Source organism: Senegalimassilia anaerobia JC110 (genome assembly GCF_000236865.1).
GTDB classification, from domain to species: Bacteria; Actinomycetota; Coriobacteriia; order Coriobacteriales; family Eggerthellaceae; genus Senegalimassilia; species Senegalimassilia anaerobia.
The window spans coordinates 116900-139481 of record NZ_HE611014.1 but is presented as its reverse complement, the minus strand read 5'-3'; the positions used below and the strand labels follow the sequence as shown (position 1 = coordinate 139481).

Annotated in this window: 16 protein-coding genes and 2 tRNA genes; 6 read left to right on the top strand and 12 right to left on the bottom strand. The window is 62.7% G+C overall.

The genetic code is table 11. The annotated features are described in order from the left end of the window. Positions 1 to 47 precede the first annotated feature (47 nt). Entirely contained in the window at positions 48 to 1601 is a 1554-nt protein-coding gene (locus SFHG_RS00630) for a sodium:solute symporter family protein (protein WP_042432218.1), read from the top strand. A 279-nt stretch (positions 1602 to 1880) separates the two neighbouring features. Next, positions 1881 to 3536 (top strand): Na+/H+ antiporter NhaC family protein, encoded by a 1656-nt coding sequence (locus SFHG_RS00625; RefSeq protein WP_042432215.1) that lies wholly within the window; start codon positions 1881 to 1883, stop codon positions 3534 to 3536. Positions 3537 to 3610: 74 nt separating this feature from the next. Here the strand turns inward: SFHG_RS00625 and SFHG_RS10750 are convergent, their stop codons facing one another. Continuing rightward, positions 3611 to 4234 (bottom strand): 5-formyltetrahydrofolate cyclo-ligase, encoded by a 624-nt coding sequence (locus tag SFHG_RS10750; RefSeq protein WP_042432212.1) that lies wholly within the window; start codon positions 4232 to 4234, stop codon positions 3611 to 3613. A 298-nt stretch (positions 4235 to 4532) separates the two neighbouring features. Here SFHG_RS10750 and SFHG_RS00615 point away from each other — a divergent pair, with 298 nt between their 5' ends. After that, positions 4533 to 5033 (top strand): RrF2 family transcriptional regulator, encoded by a 501-nt coding sequence (locus SFHG_RS00615; RefSeq protein ID WP_081468854.1) that lies wholly within the window; start codon positions 4533 to 4535, stop codon positions 5031 to 5033. Here SFHG_RS00615 and SFHG_RS00610 read toward each other — a convergent pair. The 11 genes from SFHG_RS00610 to SFHG_RS00560 all read right to left on the bottom strand — a co-directional run bounded on the left by SFHG_RS00610 (position 5008) and on the right by SFHG_RS00560 (position 19733). After that, the gene (locus tag SFHG_RS00610; RefSeq protein ID WP_238318233.1) at positions 5008 to 6390 is read right to left on the bottom strand and encodes an NRAMP family divalent metal transporter; all 1383 of its coding nucleotides are present in this window, start codon (positions 6388 to 6390) and stop codon (positions 5008 to 5010) included. The two genes, SFHG_RS00615 and SFHG_RS00610, sit on opposite strands and share 26 nt — an antisense overlap. A 3-nt stretch (positions 6391 to 6393) precedes the next feature. Beyond that, complete coding sequence (locus tag SFHG_RS00605; protein ID WP_042432209.1) at positions 6394 to 7746, bottom strand: magnesium transporter MgtE N-terminal domain-containing protein; 1353 nt, start codon at positions 7744 to 7746, stop codon at positions 6394 to 6396. Between the two features lie 285 nt (positions 7747 to 8031). Then, a tRNA-Arg gene (locus SFHG_RS00600) sits at positions 8032 to 8108 on the bottom strand. Between the two features lie 24 nt (positions 8109 to 8132). After that, a tRNA-Arg gene (locus SFHG_RS00595) sits at positions 8133 to 8209 on the bottom strand. A 346-nt stretch (positions 8210 to 8555) separates the two neighbouring features. Further along, positions 8556 to 10598, bottom strand: a complete 2043-nt coding sequence (pknB, locus tag SFHG_RS00590; protein ID WP_238318232.1) for a Stk1 family PASTA domain-containing Ser/Thr kinase — start codon at positions 10596 to 10598, stop codon at positions 8556 to 8558. A 74-nt stretch (positions 10599 to 10672) separates the two neighbouring features. Continuing rightward, positions 10673 to 13468: an FtsW/RodA/SpoVE family cell cycle protein gene (locus SFHG_RS00585; RefSeq protein ID WP_042432206.1), complete on the bottom strand. Its 2796-nt coding sequence runs from the start codon at positions 13466 to 13468 to the stop codon at positions 10673 to 10675. A gap of 6 nt (positions 13469 to 13474) precedes the next feature. Beyond that, a complete protein-coding gene (locus tag SFHG_RS00580; RefSeq protein WP_042432202.1) occupies positions 13475 to 14695 on the bottom strand; it encodes a Stp1/IreP family PP2C-type Ser/Thr phosphatase in 1221 nt (406 codons plus the stop codon). After that, complete coding sequence (locus tag SFHG_RS00575; RefSeq protein ID WP_042432199.1) at positions 14695 to 15108, bottom strand: FHA domain-containing protein; 414 nt, start codon at positions 15106 to 15108, stop codon at positions 14695 to 14697. Before SFHG_RS00575 ends, SFHG_RS00580 begins: the two co-directional genes overlap by 1 nt. 21 nt (positions 15109 to 15129) lie before the next feature. Further along, a complete protein-coding gene (locus tag SFHG_RS00570; RefSeq protein ID WP_042432196.1) occupies positions 15130 to 16320 on the bottom strand; it encodes an FhaA domain-containing protein in 1191 nt (396 codons plus the stop codon). Positions 16321 to 16884: 564 nt separating this feature from the next. Beyond that, on the bottom strand, positions 16885 to 18876 hold the full coding sequence (locus SFHG_RS10910; protein WP_052297738.1) for a helix-turn-helix transcriptional regulator: 1992 nt from the start codon (positions 18874 to 18876) through the stop codon (positions 16885 to 16887). Positions 18877 to 19271: 395 nt separating this feature from the next. Then, the gene (locus SFHG_RS00560; RefSeq protein ID WP_042432193.1) at positions 19272 to 19733 is read right to left on the bottom strand and encodes a hypothetical protein; all 462 of its coding nucleotides are present in this window, start codon (positions 19731 to 19733) and stop codon (positions 19272 to 19274) included. Between the two features lie 368 nt (positions 19734 to 20101). Between SFHG_RS00560 and SFHG_RS00555 the strand changes: the two genes are divergently transcribed. The 3 genes from SFHG_RS00555 (at position 20102) to SFHG_RS00545 (ending at position 22516) form a co-directional block, all read left to right on the top strand. After that, a complete protein-coding gene (locus tag SFHG_RS00555) occupies positions 20102 to 20917 on the top strand; it encodes a hypothetical protein (protein ID WP_042432190.1) in 816 nt (271 codons plus the stop codon). A 3-nt stretch (positions 20918 to 20920) separates the two neighbouring features. Next, positions 20921 to 21628, top strand: a complete 708-nt coding sequence (locus SFHG_RS00550) for a TorD/DmsD family molecular chaperone (RefSeq protein WP_052297737.1) — start codon at positions 20921 to 20923, stop codon at positions 21626 to 21628. A gap of 354 nt (positions 21629 to 21982) precedes the next feature. Continuing rightward, on the top strand, positions 21983 to 22516 hold the full coding sequence (locus tag SFHG_RS00545; RefSeq protein ID WP_042432187.1) for an LOG family protein: 534 nt from the start codon (positions 21983 to 21985) through the stop codon (positions 22514 to 22516). Positions 22517 to 22582: the final 66 nt, after the last annotated feature.

The window sequence follows — 22582 nt, the reverse complement described above, 5'->3', positions numbered from 1 at the left end:
GGGAAGATTCCACGGTCTACACGATATCGATCGGTAAAGGAACGATCATGGTCGCAAAAATCTGCATGGTTTTGATTTTCGTCGGCGTGGCGGTTGGCGTCGGCTTGTACTGCCGCCGCACCACCACGAGCGTCGACGGCTTCGTTCTGGGCGGGCGCAACGTCGGCCCCTGGATGAGCGCATTCGCGTACGGCACCAGCTACTTCTCCGCCGTGGTGTTCGTCGGCTATGCCGGCCAGTTCGGTTGGAAATACGGCATCGCCGCCGTGTGGGCCGGCATCGGCAACGCCATCCTCGGTAGTCTTTTGGCCTGGTGGGTGCTCGGTCCGCGCACGCGTGAGATGACGCATCGCCTGGGCGCCACCACCATGCCCGAGTTCTTCGGCAAGCGCTTCAAGTCCAAGGGCCTGCGCATTGCCAGCGCGGCGATCATCTTCGTGTTCCTGATCCCGTACACCGCAAGCGTGTACAACGGCCTGTCCCGCCTGTTCGGCATGGCGTTCGGCCTTCCTTACGAGGTGTGCGTCATCGGCATGGCCGTCATCACGTGCCTATACGTGGTTCTGGGCGGTTACATGGCAACCGTTATGAACGACTTCCTGCAGGGCATCGTCATGCTGTTCGGCATCGTTGCGGTCATCGCGGCGGTCATCCTGAACAACGGCGGCTTCAGCGAGGCCATCACCACGCTGTCCCAGATCCCGGCCGAGGGTTCGCAGATGGCCGGCCCGTTCGTGAGCATGTTCGGCCCTGACCTGTTCAACCTGCTCGGCGTGGTGGTGCTGACCAGCCTTGGCACCTGGGGTTTGCCGCAGATGGTGCAGAAGTTCTACGCCATCAAATCCGGCCCGGCGGTGAAGCAGGGTGCCATCATCTCCACGCTGTTCGCGTTCGTGGTTGCCGGCGGCAGCTACTTCCTGGGTGGTTTCGGCCGCCTGTACGCCGATAAGATCGAGATCGGCCCTACCGGCATTCCGGTGTACGACTCCATCATCCCGACTATGCTGTCCACCTTGCCCGATATCCTCATCGGCATCGTGATCGTGCTCGTGCTGTCCGCCAGCATGTCCACGCTGTCTTCGCTGGTTCTGACCTCGTCCTCCACGCTGACGCTCGACCTTCTGCAGGGCAACGTGGTGAAGAAGATGAGCGAGCAGAGCAAGCTCGGCTGGATGCGCGTCCTTATCGTGGTGTTCATCATCGTGTCCGCAGCGCTGGCGTTGGTGCAGTACAACTCCTCCATCACGTTCATCGCGCAGCTCATGGGCATCTCCTGGGGTGCGCTTGCCGGCGCGTTCCTCGGCCCGTTCCTGTGGGGTCTGTACTCTGGGCGCATCTCCAAGGCCGCCGTGTGGTGCAGTTTCATCGTTGGCGTGTGCCTGACCAGCGGGAACATGGTGCTCACGCTGATGGGCACGCCGCTGATCGCCAGCCCCATCAACTGCGGCGCCCTGGCCATGCTGCTGTCTTTGATCATCGTGCCGGTGGTCAGCCTGTTCACCAAGTCCGTTCCCTTCGAGGTGAACCCGCCGAGCCCCGAGGGCGCCATCGACCGCGAATACCAGCATGAGCTGGCCGTGGAACGCAAGGGCGCGGAATAGCCTTTCGATTACGGTTTGCAGCTACGGCTGAGATGCAGCGCGTAAAACCTGATGCCCGCGAAGAAGCGGCGGACGAAGCGTATCGTCCGTCGCTTCTTTATATAGTTGCGTTCGATATCCTGGACGTACGTCGACCGGGTGGAGAACCCGCCTCCCGACAACCTATTCCTTTTGTTTCACGTGAAACCCCTCCGGCGGAATCCTGGTGCGGTTCGACCGTTGCACTTGTATACTGATTCGCAATGGACTTTGAGGACCTTATGGAGAAAGGGAAGGGAAATGGAAGAGGCTTTCGAGCTTATCAGCACCGGCGCTTGGTCTATCGTGCCGCCGTTGCTGGCGTTGGCTCTGGCGCTCATAACCAAAGAGGTGTACTCGTCGCTGACCATCGGCGTATTCGTCGGCATGGTCATCTACCAGTTCACCCTCAACGGTGTCGGCGTCGATCAGCTGGTCACGGCATTCACCGATGTGCCGAACGCAATGGCGCTGCAGATCGCCGATAATGGGGCGTTGCTGTTGTTCCTTGCGTTGTTGGGCGCGCTGACCGTGGTCATCGCCACGGCGGGCGGCAGCCGCGCTTATGCCGAGTGGGTGTCCACCCATATCAAGAACGCGCGCGCCGCGCAGGTGCTCACCGGCTTGCTGGGCATCATCATCTTCGTCGACGACTACTTTAACTGCTTGACGGTCGGCGCGGTCATGCGCCCCGTGACCGATCGCTTCCACGTCAGCCATGAGAAGCTGGCCTGGATCATCGACTCCACGGCAGCCCCGGTCTGCATCATCGCGCCGGTGTCCTCGTGGGCCGTTGCGGTCGGCGGTTACTTGGGAGACGACGGCTTCACCACGTTCGTGCAGTCCATCCCGTACAACTTCTACGCGCTGCTCACCATCTTCTTCGTGTTCTTCATGCTGATCACGAACAAGAACGATTACGGTCCGATGCGCGCTGCCGAGGCGGAGGCGAAGACCTCCGAGGGCGCTGCTGCCGAGGGAGGCAAGCTGCTGGAGAAGCTGTCCACCATGGGCCTTTCCGATCAGGCTGAAGCCGATCCCGACGACCATACGAACCTGGAATCGGTCGTGACCGAGCAGGCCGATATCGAGCAGTCCGCATCCGCAGCCATCGACGAGTACAAGGGCCTTGACATCTCCGAGAAGGGCAAGGTCTACGACTTGATCGTGCCTATCCTGGTGCTGATCTTCTTCTCGATCCTGGGCATGATGTACACGGGCGGCTTCTTCGAGGGCGTCGACTTCGCCACCGCTGTCGGCGAGAACCCGGTCGGCGGCCTGTGCATCGGCGCTACGGTGGCCCTGTGCGTTGCCGGCGCCATGTTCCTACCCCGCGGCCTGACCACGCTGAGCGGTTTTGTGGAGAGCGTCTCCGAGGGCGTGCGCTCCATGGTCGGCGCCATTATGATCTTGGTGCTGGCATGGAGCTTGGGCGGTTGCTGCCGTTACATGCTCGGCACGGGCGACTTCGTGAGCAGCTTCCTGAACAGCCTGGGTGTGAGCTTGGCCATCCTGCCGTGCATCATCTTCCTGGTGGCCGGCTTCATCGGCTTCGCCATGGGCACGAGCTGGGGCACCATCGCGCTGATCCTGCCCATCGTCGTCGGCGTGTTCAACGAGGGCGATCCGCTGTTCCTGGTTGCCGTGGGCGCAACGCTGGCAGGTGCCGTGTATGGTGACCATATCTCGCCGATCTCGGACACCACCATCCTGTCGTCCGCGGGCGCGAAGTGCAACCACCTGCGTCACGTGGCCACGCAGCTGCCGTACGCGACTACCGTCATGGTCGTCTGCTTCGTGTGCTATATCGTTGCCGGCTTCACGGGCAATCCCTGGATTTCCCTGGTGCTAGGTGCGGTGCTCATCGTGGTTACGGTGAAGATCCTGCACAAGTCCAACATCGGCATGAAGAAATAAACGCCGATGCGCGGCGCAAGTCGCAAAAGTGGCAAGAATGCGAAAACGAGGGCTCCGTTGGGAGTCCTCGTTTTTTATGCCGAGAAGATGCGGGGGAGTGGAAGGTCGTGAGGTTCGGTGGGCACGCGGTCGACGCGCTGCTCTTCGAATGCCACGCCGGCCACGAAGCAGTCATCGCGCAGCTTGGGAAGGAACCGGTCGTAATTCCCGCCGCCGTACCCGAGACGCATGAGGCCGCTGTCGAAGGCAACCAGGGGGATAACGGCGATGTCGAACAGCTGCTCATCGGCTTCTCGCCAGCCTTGGGCATGCAGGTCGCCAAGCAGGTAAGGGCGAGCGGGATGGTCGAGGAAGGCGGGGCGCTGCTTGGTCAGATGGTTCTGCTCGATAGGGAAGAACACCATGCGCGCCGATGCATCCGACGTATCCTTGGCCATGCAGGGCAGAAACACCTCCCAGCCGCGTTCATATGCCGCAAATAGCAGAGGGTGCACGTCGACTTCGCTGCTCATAGGCTCGTAAGCGGCGATGCGCAGCTGCTTGGCGGAAGCTTCGGAATGCTCGCAACTTGCCAACCAAAGGTCGATTTCCGCAAGGAATCGCTCGCAGATGAGGAGGCTCTTCTCTTTGCGCTCGGCATCGGGAATCGCTTTGCGTCGGGCGAGAACCGAAGCCCGCGTATCTTGTTTCAAAGTCATATCGTATTCCTTGAAAATGGACGAAATCTCAGCATCGTGTGAAAAAGCATAGCAATAAAGTAGAGGATTATCGCTTGCGCTAGTATGTAAGCATACTCGTTGGGTCTGGCGATGGCTATGACAACAACGAGGAAACGAGGCGGCGGTGCACCCAGCCGAGGCTCCGGCAGGCATCGCTTCACCGCCCACCGCCTCAGCATGGGCGCGAAATCGCGATGCACTGGGCTCCAATGTGTTTGCGCAAGCCTCTATAGCAGATGACCAGGGATTTCGTTGACGAAGAAAACAGGGAAGGTGCATGTCATCCGTCCCCGCTTGGAACATCGAACACGAAATAGGAACGAGGGAAACGGTGCACTTCAAGGCTTCGGTCGAATATGGGATGCGCGCGGTGTTGTATCTAGCGGAAAAGGGCTCGATATGCTCGTCTCGCGAGGTGGCCGATGAGATGTCCATTCCGCGCGATTATCTGATCCAGCTGGCGCAGCTGCTGCGCAATGCCGGGATCGTCCATGCGCGCCCGGGCAAAAACGGCGGCTATAGCCTTGCGAAGGACGCTTCCGAAATCAGCATGCTCGACATCTTTAACGCGCTGCAGAACGACCGTCTGCGAGCGGAGCGCAAGGAAGCGGAGGATGCGAGCGATCTGCTGCAGGACATCACTGCTGCATGTTCCGCGGTCGAACGCGAAATGGAGGAGTACATGTCCTCAATCACCCTTCAGAATATGATCGAACGCATCCACGGCAAAGAATCCGACACCGCTTCCGGTTCTACCCGATCCCAAACACCTGCATAACCAGCAAAATCGCGGTAAGCACGGAGACGATGCCCACGGTGACCCAGATGAGTACCTTCGTCACGCGGCCGGACTTGAACTTGCCCATGACGCGCTTATCCGACGAGATCAGCGCCATGAACACCAGCAGCACCGGCAGTACCAGGCCGTTGATGAACTGAGCCATGAGCATGACGCCCATAAGGTCGATGTTCGGGATGAGCACGATGACGGCCGAGAACGCGATGACGAACGTGAAGATGCTCTTGAACAGCGGCGCTTCCTTCCACTTGAAGGACACGCCGGCCTCCCAGCCGAATGCCTCGCAGATGACGAACGCCGTGGTCAGCGGAAGCACGCATGCAGCCAAGAACGATGCGGCGATCAGGCCGATGGCGAACAGGGCCTCAGCATATTTGCCCGCGAACGGTGCCAGCGCAGCAGCCGCGTCGGCGGCGTCGCTGATGACGATTCCCTGCGGATACAGCACAGTGCCCGTGGTGACGATGATGAACCACGCGACCAAGCAAGCAGCTACGGTGCCGGAGACCACATCGACCTTCTGCGTGAACAGCTCGTCGGGCTTGATGCCCTTCTCAACCACGTTGCTCTGGTTGAAGAACATCATCCAGGGCGCAATGGTGGTGCCGATCATGGATATGACCAGTGAAACGAAGCTTTGCTGGTACACCACATGGGGAACGATGGTGTTGATGGCGGCATTCTCCCAGTTCGGCTGCGCCAAGAACGCCGCGATCACGTAGGTAAGGAACACTAGCGACAAGATGAGGAACACTTTCTCCACGCGTTTGTAGCTGCCTCCTACGATGAGCAGCCACACGGCGATCGCGGCGACGGGCACGGCGATGTATTTCGATACGCCGAACATCTCCATGCCCGAGGCGATGCCTGCGAACTCGGAGAACGTGGTGCAAACGTTGCCGATGAGCAGCGCGAGCATGGCCAGCGCCGTGAGCCTGATGCCAAAGGATTCGCGGATGAGCGCGGCGAAGCCCTTGCCGGTGACGGCGCCCATCTTCGCGGCGGTCATTTCCACCACGATGAGCAGCACGCACATGATAGGGATGACCCACAGCGTGGCGAAGCCGAACTGCGCGCCAACGGTCGAGTAGGTTGAGATGCCGCCGGCATCGTTGCCGGCCATGGCCGTGACGATGCCCGGGCCCATGGCGGCCAAGATGAGCAGCAGTTTGCTTTTCTGCTTGCTGGAGCCGCCGGTTTGCTCGAGCGCCTGCTTTTCCGCAAGCTGTTCGGCGGACAGCGTAGCCTCGCCGGTGTGGAAGCTGCTGCGCTCTAACGGGTTATGTGAATCGATGTCGGCAACGCGCCCGGTCTTGCCGTTCTGCTTCAAAACCACGGCTTACCTCCAATGGAATCCTGCGATTTGCAGTACGACAAGGGTGTAGAGGATCAAGAAGATCACGGCACCGGTCGCAATGCCTACCCACTTCCAAACGGAAGTTTTCGTTTTGTCGCTGCTGACGTCGTCCTCGATGGCATCCCAGGCGTCGTCGACGGTGACGATGCCAAGCAGCGTGCCGTGCTCGTCCACGACGGGCATGGCGGTCAGGTCGTACTTGAAGATGTCGGCGGAGACGTCCTCTTCGGTTTCATCCGGCGTTGCGGTGATCAGGTCGTCGTACATGCACTTCGACATGGGCGTTTTATCATCGGTGAGCACCAAGGTGCGCAGCGAGCAGACGCCAACCAGCTTGTCGTATTCATCCAGCACGTATACGAAGTGGACGGAAGGATGGTCCTCCGGAAGCTCGCGAAGCACCTCGATGGCGTGCCCGACGGTGTCAGTATCGGCGACGGATACGAACTGCGTGGTCATCATGCCGCCGGCGGTGCCGTCCTTGTAGCCGAGCAGGCGGCGGATCTCCGTTGCGTCTTCCACGCCCATAAGGCGCAGGAGCGTTTCGGCGCGCTCGTAGGACAGGTCGCGCACGATGTCGGCTGCGTCGTCCGGGTCCATGTTACCCAGCACGTTAGCGGCCTGCTTGTTGTCCAAGCTTTCGATGAAGTCGGACTGGTATTCGTCCTCCATCTCCGAGATGGCCTCGGTTGCCTGGGCGTCGTCGAGGTGCTCGAACACGTTTGCGCGCTGCTGCGGGTCCAGTTGCTCCAAAATGTCCGCGACGTCGGCGGGGTGCAGCTCGTCCAAGCGCTTGTGGGTGACGGATAGCTGCACCTCGGACAGGTCGCGGTCCAGCAGATCCATATAGTTCCACGCGATGATCTGCTCGTCGATCTTCTTGCCGAAGACCTTGGCGACGGAGACCACCGAGCGCTCGATCCAGGGAGCAAGGCCGCGCAGGATGCCGCGGACGCCCACCTCGGCGCCAAGCAAGCGAAGCTGGGAGCCGGATACGGAAAGCTTCAGGTCGTTTACACGCACGACCTTCAGGCCCTGCGTGTCGACGATCTGGCGGTTCATAAGATCGCGTGCGAGCAGCACCTCGTCGGGCTGCAGATAGCTGAAGCGGATATCATGCGCTTCGACCTGCAGGGTGAGGCCGTCGTCGTCGAATTCGTCGACGTACTTGCGCCATGAGATCATGAATGGGATCTTGCCCGGGCCTTGGAAGGCTAGGCTGGTGATACGCGGAAACACCTCGCCCGTGGAGATGGCGAGGTCAGATACGGTGCCGATTTTCTCACCGGTGCAGTCGACCACCGGTTTTCCCAGCATTTGAGAGAGATAGAGCATGATGATTCCCTTACTGTCCATGCTCGCGTTCGGCAGGGGCTTTTACAGGTGCCGGATAATGCTACGTCCGCCATGCGGTAATGGCGTTATGGGCACGTAAAGCTTCTATCAAACGAGAGCGCGCTGCAGCCTGCTCCTTCGGCTGCCAGCGTAAGGGAGGAGTCGAAGGAAGGCTACATACTGTGAGGTTTCGGTTTTCGAACCTTCAACAGGGTTCCTTTCTTTGGCCTACAAAACAAAAAACCGCATGTGCTCGGTGGAGCCATTGCGGAATTTCAAGCTAAGTGGTGCGCCGTGAGGGATTCGAACCCCCGACGTACTGATTCGTAGTCAGTCCCTCTATCCAGCTGAGGTAACGGCGCACATTGTCAAACGCGCTGTTAAAGTGGTGCGCCGTGAGGGATTCGAACCCCCGACGTACTGATTCGTAGTCAGTCCCTCTATCCAGCTGAGGTAACGGCGCACATCGAAACAGCAACGATTATTATGCGTGTATAACGGCGATGAGTCAACACCTAATTTCGGCCAATATCAAATTTTTTGCGATTAGCGATGCTGGGCGCCGCTAGCGAACACGGCAGGGCGACTGAACAGGGGATGGGGGTATGTTCACATTTAACCCTTCGGTGACGTGTCTGTTGTCGTGAACGCACCTCTGCCCCCTGTTCATCTTGCTCCGGGGGCTCTGGGTCAGACTCGCTCCGCCCTATAAATGTGAAAGCCGACTGTGATCGATTCCGGGCATAAAGAAAGGACCCCAAGCGGGATCCTTTCTTTATGAGGCAAACGGGAGACGCTTGCCGTTGGTTTTAGTTGCTGGAGCTGCTGCCTCCGTTGGTGTTGGAGCTGGAGCCGCCGCCGTTCGTGCTGTTGTTGCCGGAGCCGCCGTTGGTGGAGTTGTTGTTGCCGGAGCCGCCGTTGGTAGAGCTGCCGGAACCCGTGCTGATGACCAGGTGCACGGTCTTGCCGGGATCGAGCTCGGTGCCGCTGGTGGGCGTCTGGCTGATGACGTTGCCCGAGGAGACGGAGCTGCTGGCCTGGTACTCGGTGGTCACCTTGAAGCCCGCGTTGTTGAGCGTGGTCATGGCGCTGCCCTCGGACTGGCCGACGACGCTGGGCACGCTCACGGCCTTGCTCTCCTTGCCCTTCGACACCACGATGTTCACGGTGCCCTCGGCTTTGAGCTTGCTGCCGCTGGACGGGGTCTGGCTGATGACGACGCCCTCTTCGACGGTGTCGGAGTACTGCTGGTCGACGGTGACGTAGAAACCGGCGTTGTTCAGGGTTGCGGTGGCGCTGCTGCGGGTCTGGCCGACGACGTCGGGCACGCTGGTGCCCTCGGAGCCGAGCGACAGGTAGTAGGTGACCACGGTGTCCTTGGCGACCTTGGAGCCCGCGGCGACGTCCTGGCGCGCGATGCGGTCCTTCTCGACGCTGTCGGAGTATTCCGCGGTGCCAGCCTTGTACTTCAAGCCGTTGGCTTGCAGCAGTTTCTTAGCTTCATCTGCGGTTTTACCGACCAGGTCGGGAACCTCTATCTCCTGCGAGCCTTGAGACACGGTCAGGTTGATGGTGGAGCCCTTCGCCTTCTTGGTCTTGGCGGTGGGGTCCTGGCTGATAACCTTGCCCGAATCGACGCTGTCGGAGTAGGACTGCGTGACGTTGCCTACCTTGAAGCCGGCGGATTGGATGGCGGACTTCGCCTGGTCGAGCGTCTGGCCGGTTACGTCTGGGACCTCGATCTGCTCGCCGGAATCGCTGTTTCCACCCAGGGCGAACGCGGCGATGGCGATAAGCGCGACCACGGCTGCGACGGCAGCCACTATAGCGGCAACCTTCCTGCCCTTCTTCTTCGGCGCCGTGTTGTCCGACATATACGAATGGTTCTGCGAGCTGCCGCCGTGCTGGTTGGCGCCGCCCACTGCGGGCATGACCGCAGTGCCGTCGGGCATGGGGCCGATGTTGGGCACGCCGCCCATGATCTGCGTTTGCGCGCCGGTGAAGCCCGCGCCCAGGGCGACGGGTCGGCCGGCCAGGTAATCGTTCAGGGCAGAGCGCATGTCCTTGGCAGTTGCGAAGCGCTCCATGGGGTTCTTCGACATGGCCTTGAGGATGATAGCCTCAAGGGAGGGGTCGATCTCAGGGTTGAGCTCGCGCGGCGGCACGGGCTCGTCCTGAACCTGCTTCATGGCGACGCTGACCGCATCGGGGCCGTCGAAGGGCAGCTTGCCCGTGGCGGACTCGTACAGCACGATGCCGAGCGAGTAGATGTCGCTGGCGGCGGTGAGCTCCTTGCCCTGCGCCTGCTCGGGGGAGATATAGTGAGCGGTGCCCAGCACGCTGGAGGTCTGCTCCTTCGTGGAGTTCTTCGCGCGTGCGATGCCGAAGTCCATGACCTTCACGTTGCCGTCGGGCTGCACCATGATGTTCTGCGGCTTGATGTCGCGATGAATGATGTCGAGGCCGTGGGCGACGGAGAGCGCCTGGCATACCTGGCTGCCGATCTCGGCGACCTTGCGCTGGTTGATGGCGCCGCGCTGGTTGATGGCGGTCTTCAGGTCGGAGCCGCGCACGTATTCCATGACGATGTAGTACGTGCCCTCGTCCTGGCCCCAGTCGTACACGTTGACGATGTAGGGGCTTTGCAGGTTGGCGGCGCTAGCGGCTTCCTGCTTGAAGCGCTGCGTGAAGCTTTCATCTGCGGCATATTGGGGCAGCATGACCTTCACTGCTACCAAACGACCCAAGACGTTGTCTTGTGCACGGTACACCTCGGCCATGCCGCCGATGCCGATGCGCTCGGTGATTTGGTAGCGGTTGTTGAACACCCTGCCGATCATGTTTCCGGTCACGTTTGAACTCCTTTAGGTCACATGCTGGGCGGAATTTGAGTAAAACCCATAGTACCCCGCTCAGCATACTTTTTCTATATAAGCCCCTGAACTTCCAAAGCTGTTTGCAAGATGTCATGAGCCTTCTGGGTGCCCACGCCTTCGTCGCCGTCCTCGATGACCACGGCAACCACCACGCCGGCGTTGTCTGCGGGCGCCATGCCCACGAACCAGCTGTCGTTGCTGTTGGCCTTCTCGGCCGTGCCCGTCTTGCCGGCCACTTCCACGCCGTTGATCTGCGCGGCGGTGCCGGTGCCTTGCTTGACAACGCCCTTGAGGATATCGCGGACGCGCTTTGCGGTGTCTGCGCTGATGGAGGTGCGCAGTTTCTCGGGCTGTGCCGTGAAGCTGCGCTGGCCGTTGGCGTTGTACACGCCATCCACCAGGTAGGGCTTCATTTCCACGCCATCGTTGGCGATGGCGCTTCCCACCATGGCCATCTGCAGCACGGTGGCCTGCGGGCCGGCGGGGCTTTCATGGTTCATGGGGTTCACCGGCTCGCCGGCGGCGGCCCAGGCGGTTTCCCATTCGGTCATCTCGCTCGGGTCGGCCATGAGCGACGTATACATGACGATGGGGAAGTCCAGGTCCTGGTTGAACCCGAAGCGCTCGGCGCCTTCCACCAGCTTATCGGCGCCCATCTGCACGCCCAGCTGGCCGTAGACGGTGTTCGCCGACCACCATGTGGCCTGTTCGAGCGTTTGCGTGCCGTAGCTGGTCTTGTTGAAGTTCGACACGCTGGCGTTGCCGATGGTGATGGTTCCCGGAGACGAGAACGTGGTGGACTCGCTTGCCACGTCGTCCTCGATCGCCGTGGCCAAGGTGACCATCTTGAACGTGGAGCCGGGCGCGTACAGCGTGCCCGTGGCGCGGTTGATCAGCGAGGTCTCGGCCGTGCCGGAGTTCGCCTGCGCGATCACCTGCTCGAAGTCCGCGGCATCGTAGGTGGGCGCGCTGGCAAGCGCCAGGATGGCGCCGGTCTTCGGGTCCATGACCACCGCTGCGCCCACGTTGCCGGCAAGCGCGTCCTGGGCAGCCTGCTGGATCTTAGAGTTGATGGTGAGCGTGACGTCGTTGCCGGCGGTGCCCACGCCCGCCATGTCGTTGAGCACGTCGGTCCAGCTGGCGAAGCTCTCCTGGCCCTTCAGGGTTTCGTTGTACGAGGCTTCGATGCCCGAGGTGCCGTATTGCTGCGATACGTATCCGACCACGTGGGTGGCCAGGTCGCCGGCGGGGTAGATGCGCTCGTAGCTTCCGTCGTCGTCGATGGCGCTGCGTGCCAGCACGATGCCGTCGTAGGTGGAGATGGTGCCGCGCTCGCTCTTCGCTTCCTTGGCGAGCGTGTGGTTGTTGCCCGGCATGGTCTGGTATGAATCGGCCTGCACCACCATGATCATGGTGAGGTTCGCCACCAGCAGGGCGAACAGCGCGCTGCACAGCAGCATGCCGTTGGTCAGGCGCTTGCCCAGGCTGATGCGGCCGAGCACGCTGTTGGAGTGCAGGCTGGAGGTGGTGCCGTTGAGCATCTCCGTGCCCACGCCCGTGGCCTCGTCGCCCGCGCGCAGCAGGAAGCCCACGATGATGAAGCTGCCCAAAAGCGAGGAGCCACCCTGGCTGATGAAGGGAAGGGTGAGGCCGGTCAGCGGGATGAGGCGCGTGACGCCGCCCACGATGATGAACGCCTGCAGCACGATCATGCCCGTCAGGCCCACGGCCACGAAGCTGGACACGTCGGACTTCGCGCGCGCCGCGGTCAGGAAGCCGCGGATGGCGAAGCACAGGAACAGCAGCAGCACGCCGGCGGCGCCCAGAAGGCCGATTTCCTCGGCGATGTCGGCGAAGATGAAGTCGCTTTCCACGACGGGGATGGCGTTGAACGCGTCGGTGCCGCCCGCAAGGCCGTTGCCCAGGCCCACGCCGAACAGGTCGCCGTCGGCGATGGAGTAGAGCGCCTGGCACAGCTGATAGCCGGTGTTCTGCGCATCGGAGAACGGGTCGAGCCAGGTGTTGACGCGCACCTGCACGTGGCCGAACGCCGCGTAAGCGGCAAGGGCGCCCACGGTGATCAGGCCCAGGCCCACCACCAGGTAGAACTTCTTACCCGTTGCAACGTAAAGCATGAGCAGGAACACGAAGAAGAACACCATGGCGCTGCCCAGGTCCTTCTCGAACACCACGATGACCATGGCCACGCCCCACATGAGCAGAAGCGGCAGCAGCGATCGGATGTCGGGCAGGTGGAACGGGCCCATGCGGACGGTGAACACGGACAGCAGCTCGCGGTTCTCGGCCAGATAGCTTGCCATGAACAGGACGATGACGATCTTGGCGATCTCACCTGGTTGGAAGGAGAATCCGCCGATGTGCAGCCAGATGCGGCTACCGTAGATCTCCTGGCCAAGGCCGGGGACCATCGGCGAGAGCAGCAAGAGGATGCCCACGAGCATGAGGGTGTATTTGTAGTTGGCGATCTTATCGAGGTTGCGGAACAGCGCCAGCACCACGATCATGCAGGCAACGCCCACGAACAGCCAGACCACCTGGCCTTGCGCCATGTTGGGCGCGTCCGTGAACGGCGCGATGCGCGTGATGAAAGCGATGCCGATGCCCGATAGGCCGAACGCCAGGGGCAGTAGGGCGGGGTCGGCGCCGGGTGCGAGCTTGCGCACGGCAAGGTGGGCCACCACGAAGGCAGCGAAGATGCCGATGGGCACGCTGAGCGAATCTACGTTGACCTGCTGGCCCTCGTTGATGGCGATCATGGCGAACAGCAGCGCCACGACCGGTGCCGCCACCAGCAGAAGGACGAGTTCTATGTTTCGACGGGACATGATGCGCTACCTCTGGGTTCCCGCGCCGGTTTGCGAGGCGACCGCCGGCGCGTTTGCCGCGGCGTCGCCGGTGGTCGCGGTGCCGTTTGCCTGCGTGGACGCGGCTTGCTCGGAGCCTTCCGGCTTGCTGCGCTGAGCCGCTTCGTCGCGATATTGCTGCACCAGGTTATGCGCGGCATCCATGTTGTCGACGCGGATGCCCTCCTGCAGGCGCGAGGCCGTGCCCGGCTGCAGGCTGTCGACGCTCACGTCGGTGACTTCTTGTTGCTTATATAAGTGCATGCCCAGGAAATCGGCGGGGATGCCCTCGTAGACGGCGACCTTGCCGTTGTCCTCGCCCAGGTACGCGGTGGTGTGGAGCCACGTGTGCACGCCCCATGCACCGCCGCCCAAGATGGCCAGGAACAGCACGAGCACCAGCGCCACGGAGAACTTCGTCTTGCGCGCCAGCTTGCGGCGGCGCTTCTCGGCGAATCCGGTGACGTTGGAGACGATGACGGTGACGTTGTCGTGGCCGCCGGCGGCGATTGCCTCGTTGACCAGCTGCGATGCGCAGCGTTGCGGGTCGGGTACGCGTCGCATGACGGCTTCGATCTGCTCGTCCTCGATCATGGACGACAGGCCGTCGGAGCATACGAGCAGGCGATCGCCGGTTTCGACGTTTATCTCGTACATATCGGGGCGCGTGTTGGGGTCGGACCCGAGCGCGCGCGTGATGACGGAGCGCTGCGGATGATGGCGCGCTTCCTCGGGGGTGAGCTGGCCGGCCTCGATCATGTCGGCCATAAGGCTGTGGTCGCGCGTAAGCTGCTGCAGCTTGCCGTGATGCAGCAGATAGGCGCGCGAGTCGCCGACCTGCGCGATGACGAGGCGCTCGTTTTCCAACATGCAGGCGGTAAGGGTGGTGCCCATGCCCTCACGGCCGCGCCCATCGCGCGCCGCGCGGATGATCTCGTGGTTCGCTTCTTCCACGGCGTGCTCCAGGGCTGCGCCGTCGAGGTCCTTCGGGGCCAGCTCAGCCAGCACGTTCACCGCTATCTCGGAAGCGACCTCGCCTGCGGCGTGACCGCCCATGCCGTCGGCGACGGCGAACAGCGGCGGAGCCACCACCAGGCTGTCCTCGTTGTGGTCGCGCACGCAGCCGACGTCGGTTCGGCTTCCGAACGTGGTGACAGCGCCTCTGCGCGTGCGTTGGGTGGAGCGGTAGGAACGTTTATCACGGGACATTATGCAAACCTCACGCGAATGGCCACGTCGCCCACGTTGACGGTGTCCCCGTTACGCAAGGCGGTGGGCTCGTTGATGAACTGGCCGTTTACGGCCGTGCCATTGGTGGACCCCAGGTCCTCCACGAACAGGTTCTGCCCCATGAGGCTGAATCGGGCATGCCTGCCGGAGACGTAGCCCGCGCCGATGACGATGTCGGCCCCGGGGTTGCGGCCCACGATGACCGGGCCGCGCACCACGATGGATACGCCGCGCAGCTCCTTCGGGCCCTTTTCGACCGAAAGGCTCCACGTGCGCTCGCGTTTGCGCTGGCCGCGCACCGCTCCGATGCCGGTTTTCATGATGGCGAACAGGAACAGGTACAGCAGCGCGACGAACAGCAGGCGGATGAGAAGCAGCGCGTAATCGATCACGGGGAATCCTCTCGCTTTCGCTTAGGCCAACGTGAAGACGAAGTTCGTGGACCCCATGGCGATGTGATCGCCCTCGTTCAGCGGCTGGCTGGCGACGGCGCGTCCGTTGACGTACGTGCCGTTGGTGGAGCCCAGGTCGGTGATGACCCATGCGCCCTGCGGGCTCAGGGAGATCTCGGCGTGGGTGCGCGACACGTTGATGTCGGGGATGGTGATGTCGTTGCGCGACTCGCGGCCGAGCGTGACGCGGGCGCTTGCCAGGTCGATGGCGCGGTTGGCGGCCGTGTCGATCAGGCGGGCGCGGGAGGTCTGCTGCGGCTGGGCGGGCTGCTGGCCCGGCACGCCGGCGCCGGCGAACATCACGGTGTTGGCGGCCTGCTGGGGCGCCGCCTGCTGCGGCATGGCCTGGGGTCGCGGAGCTGCACTGGCCATCTGACCTGCGGCGTAGCCGGCAGCGGCTACCGCAGGGGCGGCGCCGGCGGCGTAGGCGTTGAACTGATCGACCGCACCGGCCGCGGCCTGCTGCGCCGCAGCGTAATCGGGGGCGGCAGCGGGCTGGTCCCAAGATCCCTGCGCAGGAGCCTGATAGCCCTGGGCCTCCCAGCCGTTTCCGGCGGGCATCTGCTGATAGCCCTGGTTGCCATACTGATCGTATTGGTCGTACTGACCGTACTGATCGTGCTGGTCATATTGGTCGTACTGGTTGAAGCGCTGGTCGGGCATGGCTGCGCCTGCGCGGCCGAACTGCTGCGCAGGGTATGCGGCGGCTGCGCCGTAGCCGGCGTTCGCCCCGCCCAGGCCGTAGCGCTCCATCTCCTCGTTGCGCAGCTGGGAGATGATGGGCGCGGCGACGGCTTCGGCGATGACGTCGAACTTGCCGTGCTTGAGGCCTTCGTCGACGATGAAGCGCACGAGCGGCTGGCCGTCCATGGTCAGGCCCTGCTCGGAGGCCTTCGCCGCCAGGTAGGTTTCCGTTTCACCCGCGAGCGTGGGGTAGTAGCCGAACAGACGGCGGTCGTCGTCGGGGTTGACCAGCACGGTGTAGAGCGTGGGCGCGTACTGTTTGCCGGCGCCGACCATCTTCTCGCGGCGCATCTGCTTTTCGGCTTTCTTGGCAATCTGAACGGGGGAGATGGGGGCGTCGAACATCTTGTCCGCCGTGCCCTCGAACGTGTCCTCCATTTTGCCTTCGAACTTCGAGAAGATGCCCATTACCGCTCCTTGCAACGCTGTTCCATATCATGGCGGCGATAAGCCGCGAATTTACCGATGGTCCATCATGCCACAAACATAATGGCGAGATGGCGTACTTTATGCAATCGTCATTTTATTGTAAGCGGGGAAAGCGGGGAATCGCCAGGTGAAGCGTCGGGAAAGCGGGGGAGGGGGTCTAGGGCGCGGGAGCGGCGATCGCCGGGGCGTTCGTTGCAGAAGCCCCGGCGTTCGCGTATGCGCTCGTTGCCGAACCCCTGGCGTTCGCGTCCGGCCAAGGCTGTTGGCTGGTAATGCCCCGTGCTGGGCAAGGTGCTCGAGCTCGTGTCTTGCCCTGCGTGCACGCAGGGTGCTGGTTCTGGGTTGTTTTGCAGGAAAACAGGGCATTTCACGCCATAGGTCCCGGCCTTCTGGATGGTTTTTCGAGCGCTATAACGCAACTGTTCGGTAAAACCCCAGGTCGCGAATGCTCGGATTCCCCGCTTGAGCGTTTTCAGCCTCCGAAACCCCCCAGAACTTGCACGAACAAGCCTTGCACCTTCGCACGGCGGGATGCTTGCTCCGCTATTCCGTCGGCTGCGCGTCCTCGACCATGCGCATGAGGTCCTGCTGGTTGTGGATGTCGCACTTACGGTAGATGTGGCGGATGTGCGTCTTGGCCGTGCCCTCCGAGATGTAGAGCTTCTCCTGGATGTAGGCGGCGTTATGGCCTTTGGCCAGGAAGAACAGGATCTCGGTCTCGCGACGAGACAGGAGGAACGTGTTCGCCACGGTCTCGCATTTGCCGCGGAAACGGCCGCCGCCGCGCGCCGGTTCGCCAGGTTTCGCGAAGCGCGCTTCGGCAACCGCCGCGGGTGTGGGCTGGGTTGCTTGCCGTTCGCGCGCGATAGGCGGGGCGGATGGCGTTGCGGTCGAGTCCGCTACGAGGTTGTTTCCGTTCGCGGTTCCGGCAGATTGCGCAACCGCCGCGTTTTCGGAACCGTTCGCGGCTCCGGTCGGCTCTGCGCCCGTCGTGCCTTCGCCGTCTTCGCGCGCGGCGCGGTCCGCAGCGGCGTTGCCGGCTGAAGCGGGAACTTCGCAAGAAGCCGCTTCGGCTTTCCCGCGGATAGCGGTCGCGGCGACGGCTGCTGAGGAAGCGTCCGCCAGCGCGGATGCCTCGCCTTCTGCTGCCGGGTCGTCCGCCGCCCGTTCGCGTCGCTCGGCGCTCTCGGCCGCCCCCTGCTCAAGGGCCTCCATGCCCTTGGCCGCGCCGCAGTTGCGCTTGCCAGCGGCGCGCTGGGATTCCTCTTTGCGCTCGAAGCTTGTGGACACGGCTTTGACCAGGGGGCACGGCATGATGATCGACTCGATCTCGCGCTCGCGGGGCAGCAGCGCATAGGCGAACACGATGACGAGCAGCAGCAAGATCACCAGCGCCTGCTCGCCGAACGGCAGCAGGTGCGCGTAGCTTGCGAGGGCGACGGGCACGAGCGCGCCGAACATGATGGCGACCGCCAGGATGGCGCGGCCGAGCCCGAACACTAAGATGGGCGACAGGCGGAAGCGTTGCGACAGGTCGGCGAAGAAGATCCACATGAGCGACTCGAAGCATAGGAAGCCCACGAGCATGATCACGCTGGTCAAAGCCGCGTGATCAGTGCTCGCGAGGGGCATGATGAACACGGTGACGGCGATGAACGGCACGAGGGGCTGGAAGAAGCGGCTCCAGCGGTCGCCGCCGCCGAGCGCCATGATGGTCACGAGCACCAGCACGGTGGCGCAGCCGGCGGCCAGCAGCAGCATCGGCTGCGCGCCCACGCTGGTCTTCATCACAAGGTTTTGCAGCGAGTTCGTGCGGAGCATGCCCAGGGCGATGCCGAGCACCAGCACGGGGGCGCCGAAGCGCACGACGAACCTGCCGCGGTTGATGGGCAGCGGCTTGAAGATGGGCACCTCGTCGCGTTCGTGAAAGGGTTGGGGCGTTTTCTTCAGCAATATTGCCAGCTCAAGCAGCGGAACGCAGGCGATCGCGATGGCGGACACGGGGAAGGGCGCGTAGTGCAGCACGGTTGCGAACAGGCCGATGGCGATGGAGATGGCGATGGCGGTGTTCAGCACGATCGATGCGCTGTCGGTGCGGGCGAACGCCGTGCCCCAGTACACGATGAGGATGGCGGAGCCGATGCCGGTCATGATGCCGGACGCCGTTTCCGCCAAGGGGGTTCCGAAGAAGGGAACCGCCAAGAGCAGCAGCGAGCCCGCGCACGAAAGCGCGGCGCCAATGCAGAGCAGCTTGCGAGATGTGTACAGCTTCAGGAAGCGCTGGTCGGTGGCTGCGATGAGCAGCATGGCGAATACGTAGACGATGGTTGAGATCAGATAGGGGATGGTAACGCTGCTACCGTAGATCCCTTGGAAGCAGGGCATGGGCCCGAACACCGAGGCGGTGCCGAACATGGTGGCGTACACCCACGCCTGATGCAAGCCGTAGCCGACCGACAGCAAGCTCAGCTCGCCGAATGCGCTCTCGTCGCCGAAGTCGGCATTGAGCGTGATTCTTGGAACGCGTACCCCCATACGCAAATCCTTCCCCGTATTGCATTGTGCATCCTCTTCGGTTCCTATGATACCGGGCGATCGGGGGATGATGCGCGTGATGCAGGGGTGATTTTGAGTCACCCCTGCAAAAGTCAGGCTATTGACCAGCGGAAATGGAAAAATCATCCTAGGAGGATGATGCTGCGGAGTGTGTTTGCTTCGCATGGGAGGCGTCTCCGTGCGGCCAAGCTCCATCGGTCTGGCCGAGCGCGTTCGCCGACCTCGCTCGCCACCGTGCGCGCTGCGTTCTGCCCGTCGGTTCGATTGCGCACGCGTTCGCAGCTGCGTTCCATCGATCTTGCCGCGCGCGCCCGCATTCGCGATCTTGCCGCGCGCGGGCCGGCTGGCCGACCGGCCCGTATGCGCGTCGGGCGCTAGGCCACCTTGATGACCACGTTGTCGTAACGGTTGAGCTGGGTGTCATCACCCGTGGTGCCCTGACCGTCGTGCGTGGTCTGCGTGCCCGGCTTCTGAGTCTCGGCGGCGTACACGGTTGCCGTGTACTGCTTGCCGGCCAGGTAATCGGCCAGGCTGGTGGCGTCGTAGTTGTGAATGGCCTCAAGGCCGTTCTGGTTCTCGCTGGACATGACATCCTCGTTCAGCAGGTCCTTGACCGTGCTTCCCTCGGGGACGATGACCAGCTCGCTACGGATAGCGCCGCCCTGGGCGGTTTCGTCCAGCACGCACGTGACCTCGTACACGCCCTTGCTTTCCACCTGGACGCCCTCATCGCTGTGGACGTAGTAGAACGCATAGGCCGGCACGGCGATCATCGCGCACGCGCAGCACGCGACCGCGATGGCAAGAAGCTTCCTGCCCCAAGATACGTTTGCCATTTGAGCCTCCCTTCTCGTAAGAGTCGAGGAATGGAAGCCCCGCTTTCGACAACGTGGTTTGCAGTATACGGGCGCATGGCTGTCCAAGCAACCGATTCGCAAGCCTGTGACCTGGGGAAACATGGAATCAGCCCCCGCGTATGATGCCATCAGCGTCCCGGATGGCGCGCCGGCGGCGACAACTTCGCCATTTTAGGGTTTGCGGGATGATGGCCTGTTCCCCGCGCTTCCTATAATGGGCGGCAGCGAAGAGGAAACACGCCTGCGACCTGGATGTTCGCAGGCATTCGGCCGCCGTTTCCAAGAGGGGCGGCCGGCCTTGGGCGCCGAGCGCGCAAGGTTCGACATGAAGAACAGGGGGATTCACGATGGCTGAAGACCAGATTGCCGGCTTGTGGGACGAAGAGGAGGAGTTCGACCCGCTGGCCGTTGATGACCTGGACATCGACCAGGAGGACATGGACGACGACAACCCGCTCGATACGGTCGACTACCCCACGATGCGCAACATGCCCGAGGACATGCGGCGCGAGGCGGTGTACAGCCCCGAGCGCCAGGGCGGCGCCGTCGAGGCGGTGCTTTCCCTGTTCGACCACAATCCGGCCCGACGCCCGGTGCTGGTTTCCATCCTTGGCTGGTGCGACGGCGGTTGCCTGAACAGCGAGCTGACCGAGAAGGTGGACGCGCTGCAGGCGGACAACCGCTCGGTGTACGGCACCACCACGCTGTGCCGCATGCTCGAACGTGCCGGCGCGCTCGAGCTGGAGATGCCCGAGACGTCCGAGGAGCGCGAGGATGCCGGCGAGGGCGTGGAGTTCCTGGAGATCAAGGAGCGCGTCGACCCCGTGTGGCGCACCACCGACGCGGGTCGCGAGGTGTTCGGGCAGATGACGGACGGCTCCGCCTTCCGCACCATGGTGTTCGACCGCGATGCGAAGTACCTGGAGGTATACCGCGCCGTGATGGGGTTCGTGAACGAGCGTCCGCGCTCGAAGGACGATATCGAGCAGCTGGTCGACGCGTTCGAGGTGGTGCAGAGCCCGCGCCGTTTCGGCGGGCACTTCATCGACATGCTGGAGAAGACCGACGCGCTGTGCTGGAAGGACCGCTCGTGGCAGCTGACCGATCTGGGCCGCCGCATGCTGCCCGAGGTTGAGGCCGCGTTTTCGAAGAAGGGGGAGTAACCGATGGCTGAGGATATGATCGCGGCGCAGGCCGCCGAGCAGGAAGCGGACCTGGTTGCGTTGATGGACGGCCGCGCCCGTATGTACGGCCTGATGGCGCGCTTGTTTTTGAAGGAGGTCGACAAAGCGGCGCTCACCGAGCTTCAGGGCATGCGCTTCCCGGCGGCCACGGGCAACGCCAAGGTGGACGAGGGCTACCACATGTTGTACGACTACCTGCGCACCAGCTGGGACGACAGCATCAACGAGCTGGCCATCGACTACGTGCGCACGTTCATCGGCCACGGCGTCAACGGCTTTTCGGCGGCGTACCCCTTCGAGAGCGTGTACACCTCCGAGCGTCGTCTGATGATGCAGGAGGCCCGTGCCGAGGTGTTGCAGACGCTACGTGAGAACAATCTCAAGCGTGGCAGCTGGACCGAGGGCGAGGACCATATCGCCCTTGAGCTGGAGTTCATGCAGCGCATGGCCATGCGCGCCGCCGACGCCCTGCGCGCCGGCGACGAGGACGCGGCCATCGAGCATCTGCGCACGCAGCGCACGTTCGCGCAAGACCACCTGTTGAACTGGCTGCCCATGATGACCGAGGACATGCGCCGCTTCTCGCGCACCATGTTCTATCAGGGCTTGGCCCAGCTGGTCATGGGCTACGCCGAGGAGGACGCCGCCGTGCTGGACGAGCTGCTGGATAGCGTGGACCAAGCTGCATAACGTTTGAGGTTTCGGGAGTTTTTCCTCCCCGCTTGCACGGAGGGTACCGGTTCTGGGTTGTTTTGCAGGAAAACGGGGCGTTTCGCGCCATGGTTCCCGGTCTTCTGGGCGGTATTTCGAGCGCTGTTTCGCGTTCTGTCGGTAAAACCCCAGGTCATGAATGGCTAGATTACCCGCTTAGACGTTTTCGGCCTCCAAAACCGCCCACAAGTTGAAAAGGGCTTGGGATTCTGGTGGAGGCTCGGGACTCCTATGAAAAAGCTCGGGGCCTCGGTGCGCGTCTGCGCGCCGGGGCCCTTGCCGTGATGGTGTACCCTAGGCAGCGCTGTGATTTTAAGACCAAGGGGGTTCGCTATGAGGATATGCGCGTTCGGCTCGTCGAGCCGGGATCTGGATGCGCCGTACATCGATGCCGCTTACGAGCTGGGGCGCACGTTGGCCGAGCACGGGCACGGCCTGGTGTTCGGGGGCTACGATGTGGGACTGATGGGCGCGGTGGCGCATGGCGTGGGCGATGCGGGCGGCAGCGTCATAGGCGTCGTCACCGAGGGCCTGAACAAGAAGGGACGCCCCGTGTACCCTTGCACCGAGCTGATCTGCGAATTCGACCTTGCCACCCGCAAGACGCGCATGACCTCGCTGGCCGATGCGTTCGTCACCTTGCCTGGCGGCCTGGGCACGTTCGACGAGTTCTTCGACATCGTCTCCCAGGTGAAGGCCGGCGAGCTGGATGCGAAGAGCGCCATCCTGAACGTGGGCGGCTATTTCGACCCGCTGGTCGAGATGCTCGACCGCGCGACCGCCACGGGTCTCAACTCTACCGACTGGCGCAGCAACTGCGACGTGTTCGACTCCCCCGAGCCGCTGGCGGCATGGTTGGAAGCGTAAATAGGTAACGAAACGCTTCCGTTTCCCATAAATACCTGCCTGCATCTAGCACTCGTGGGCAAAGAG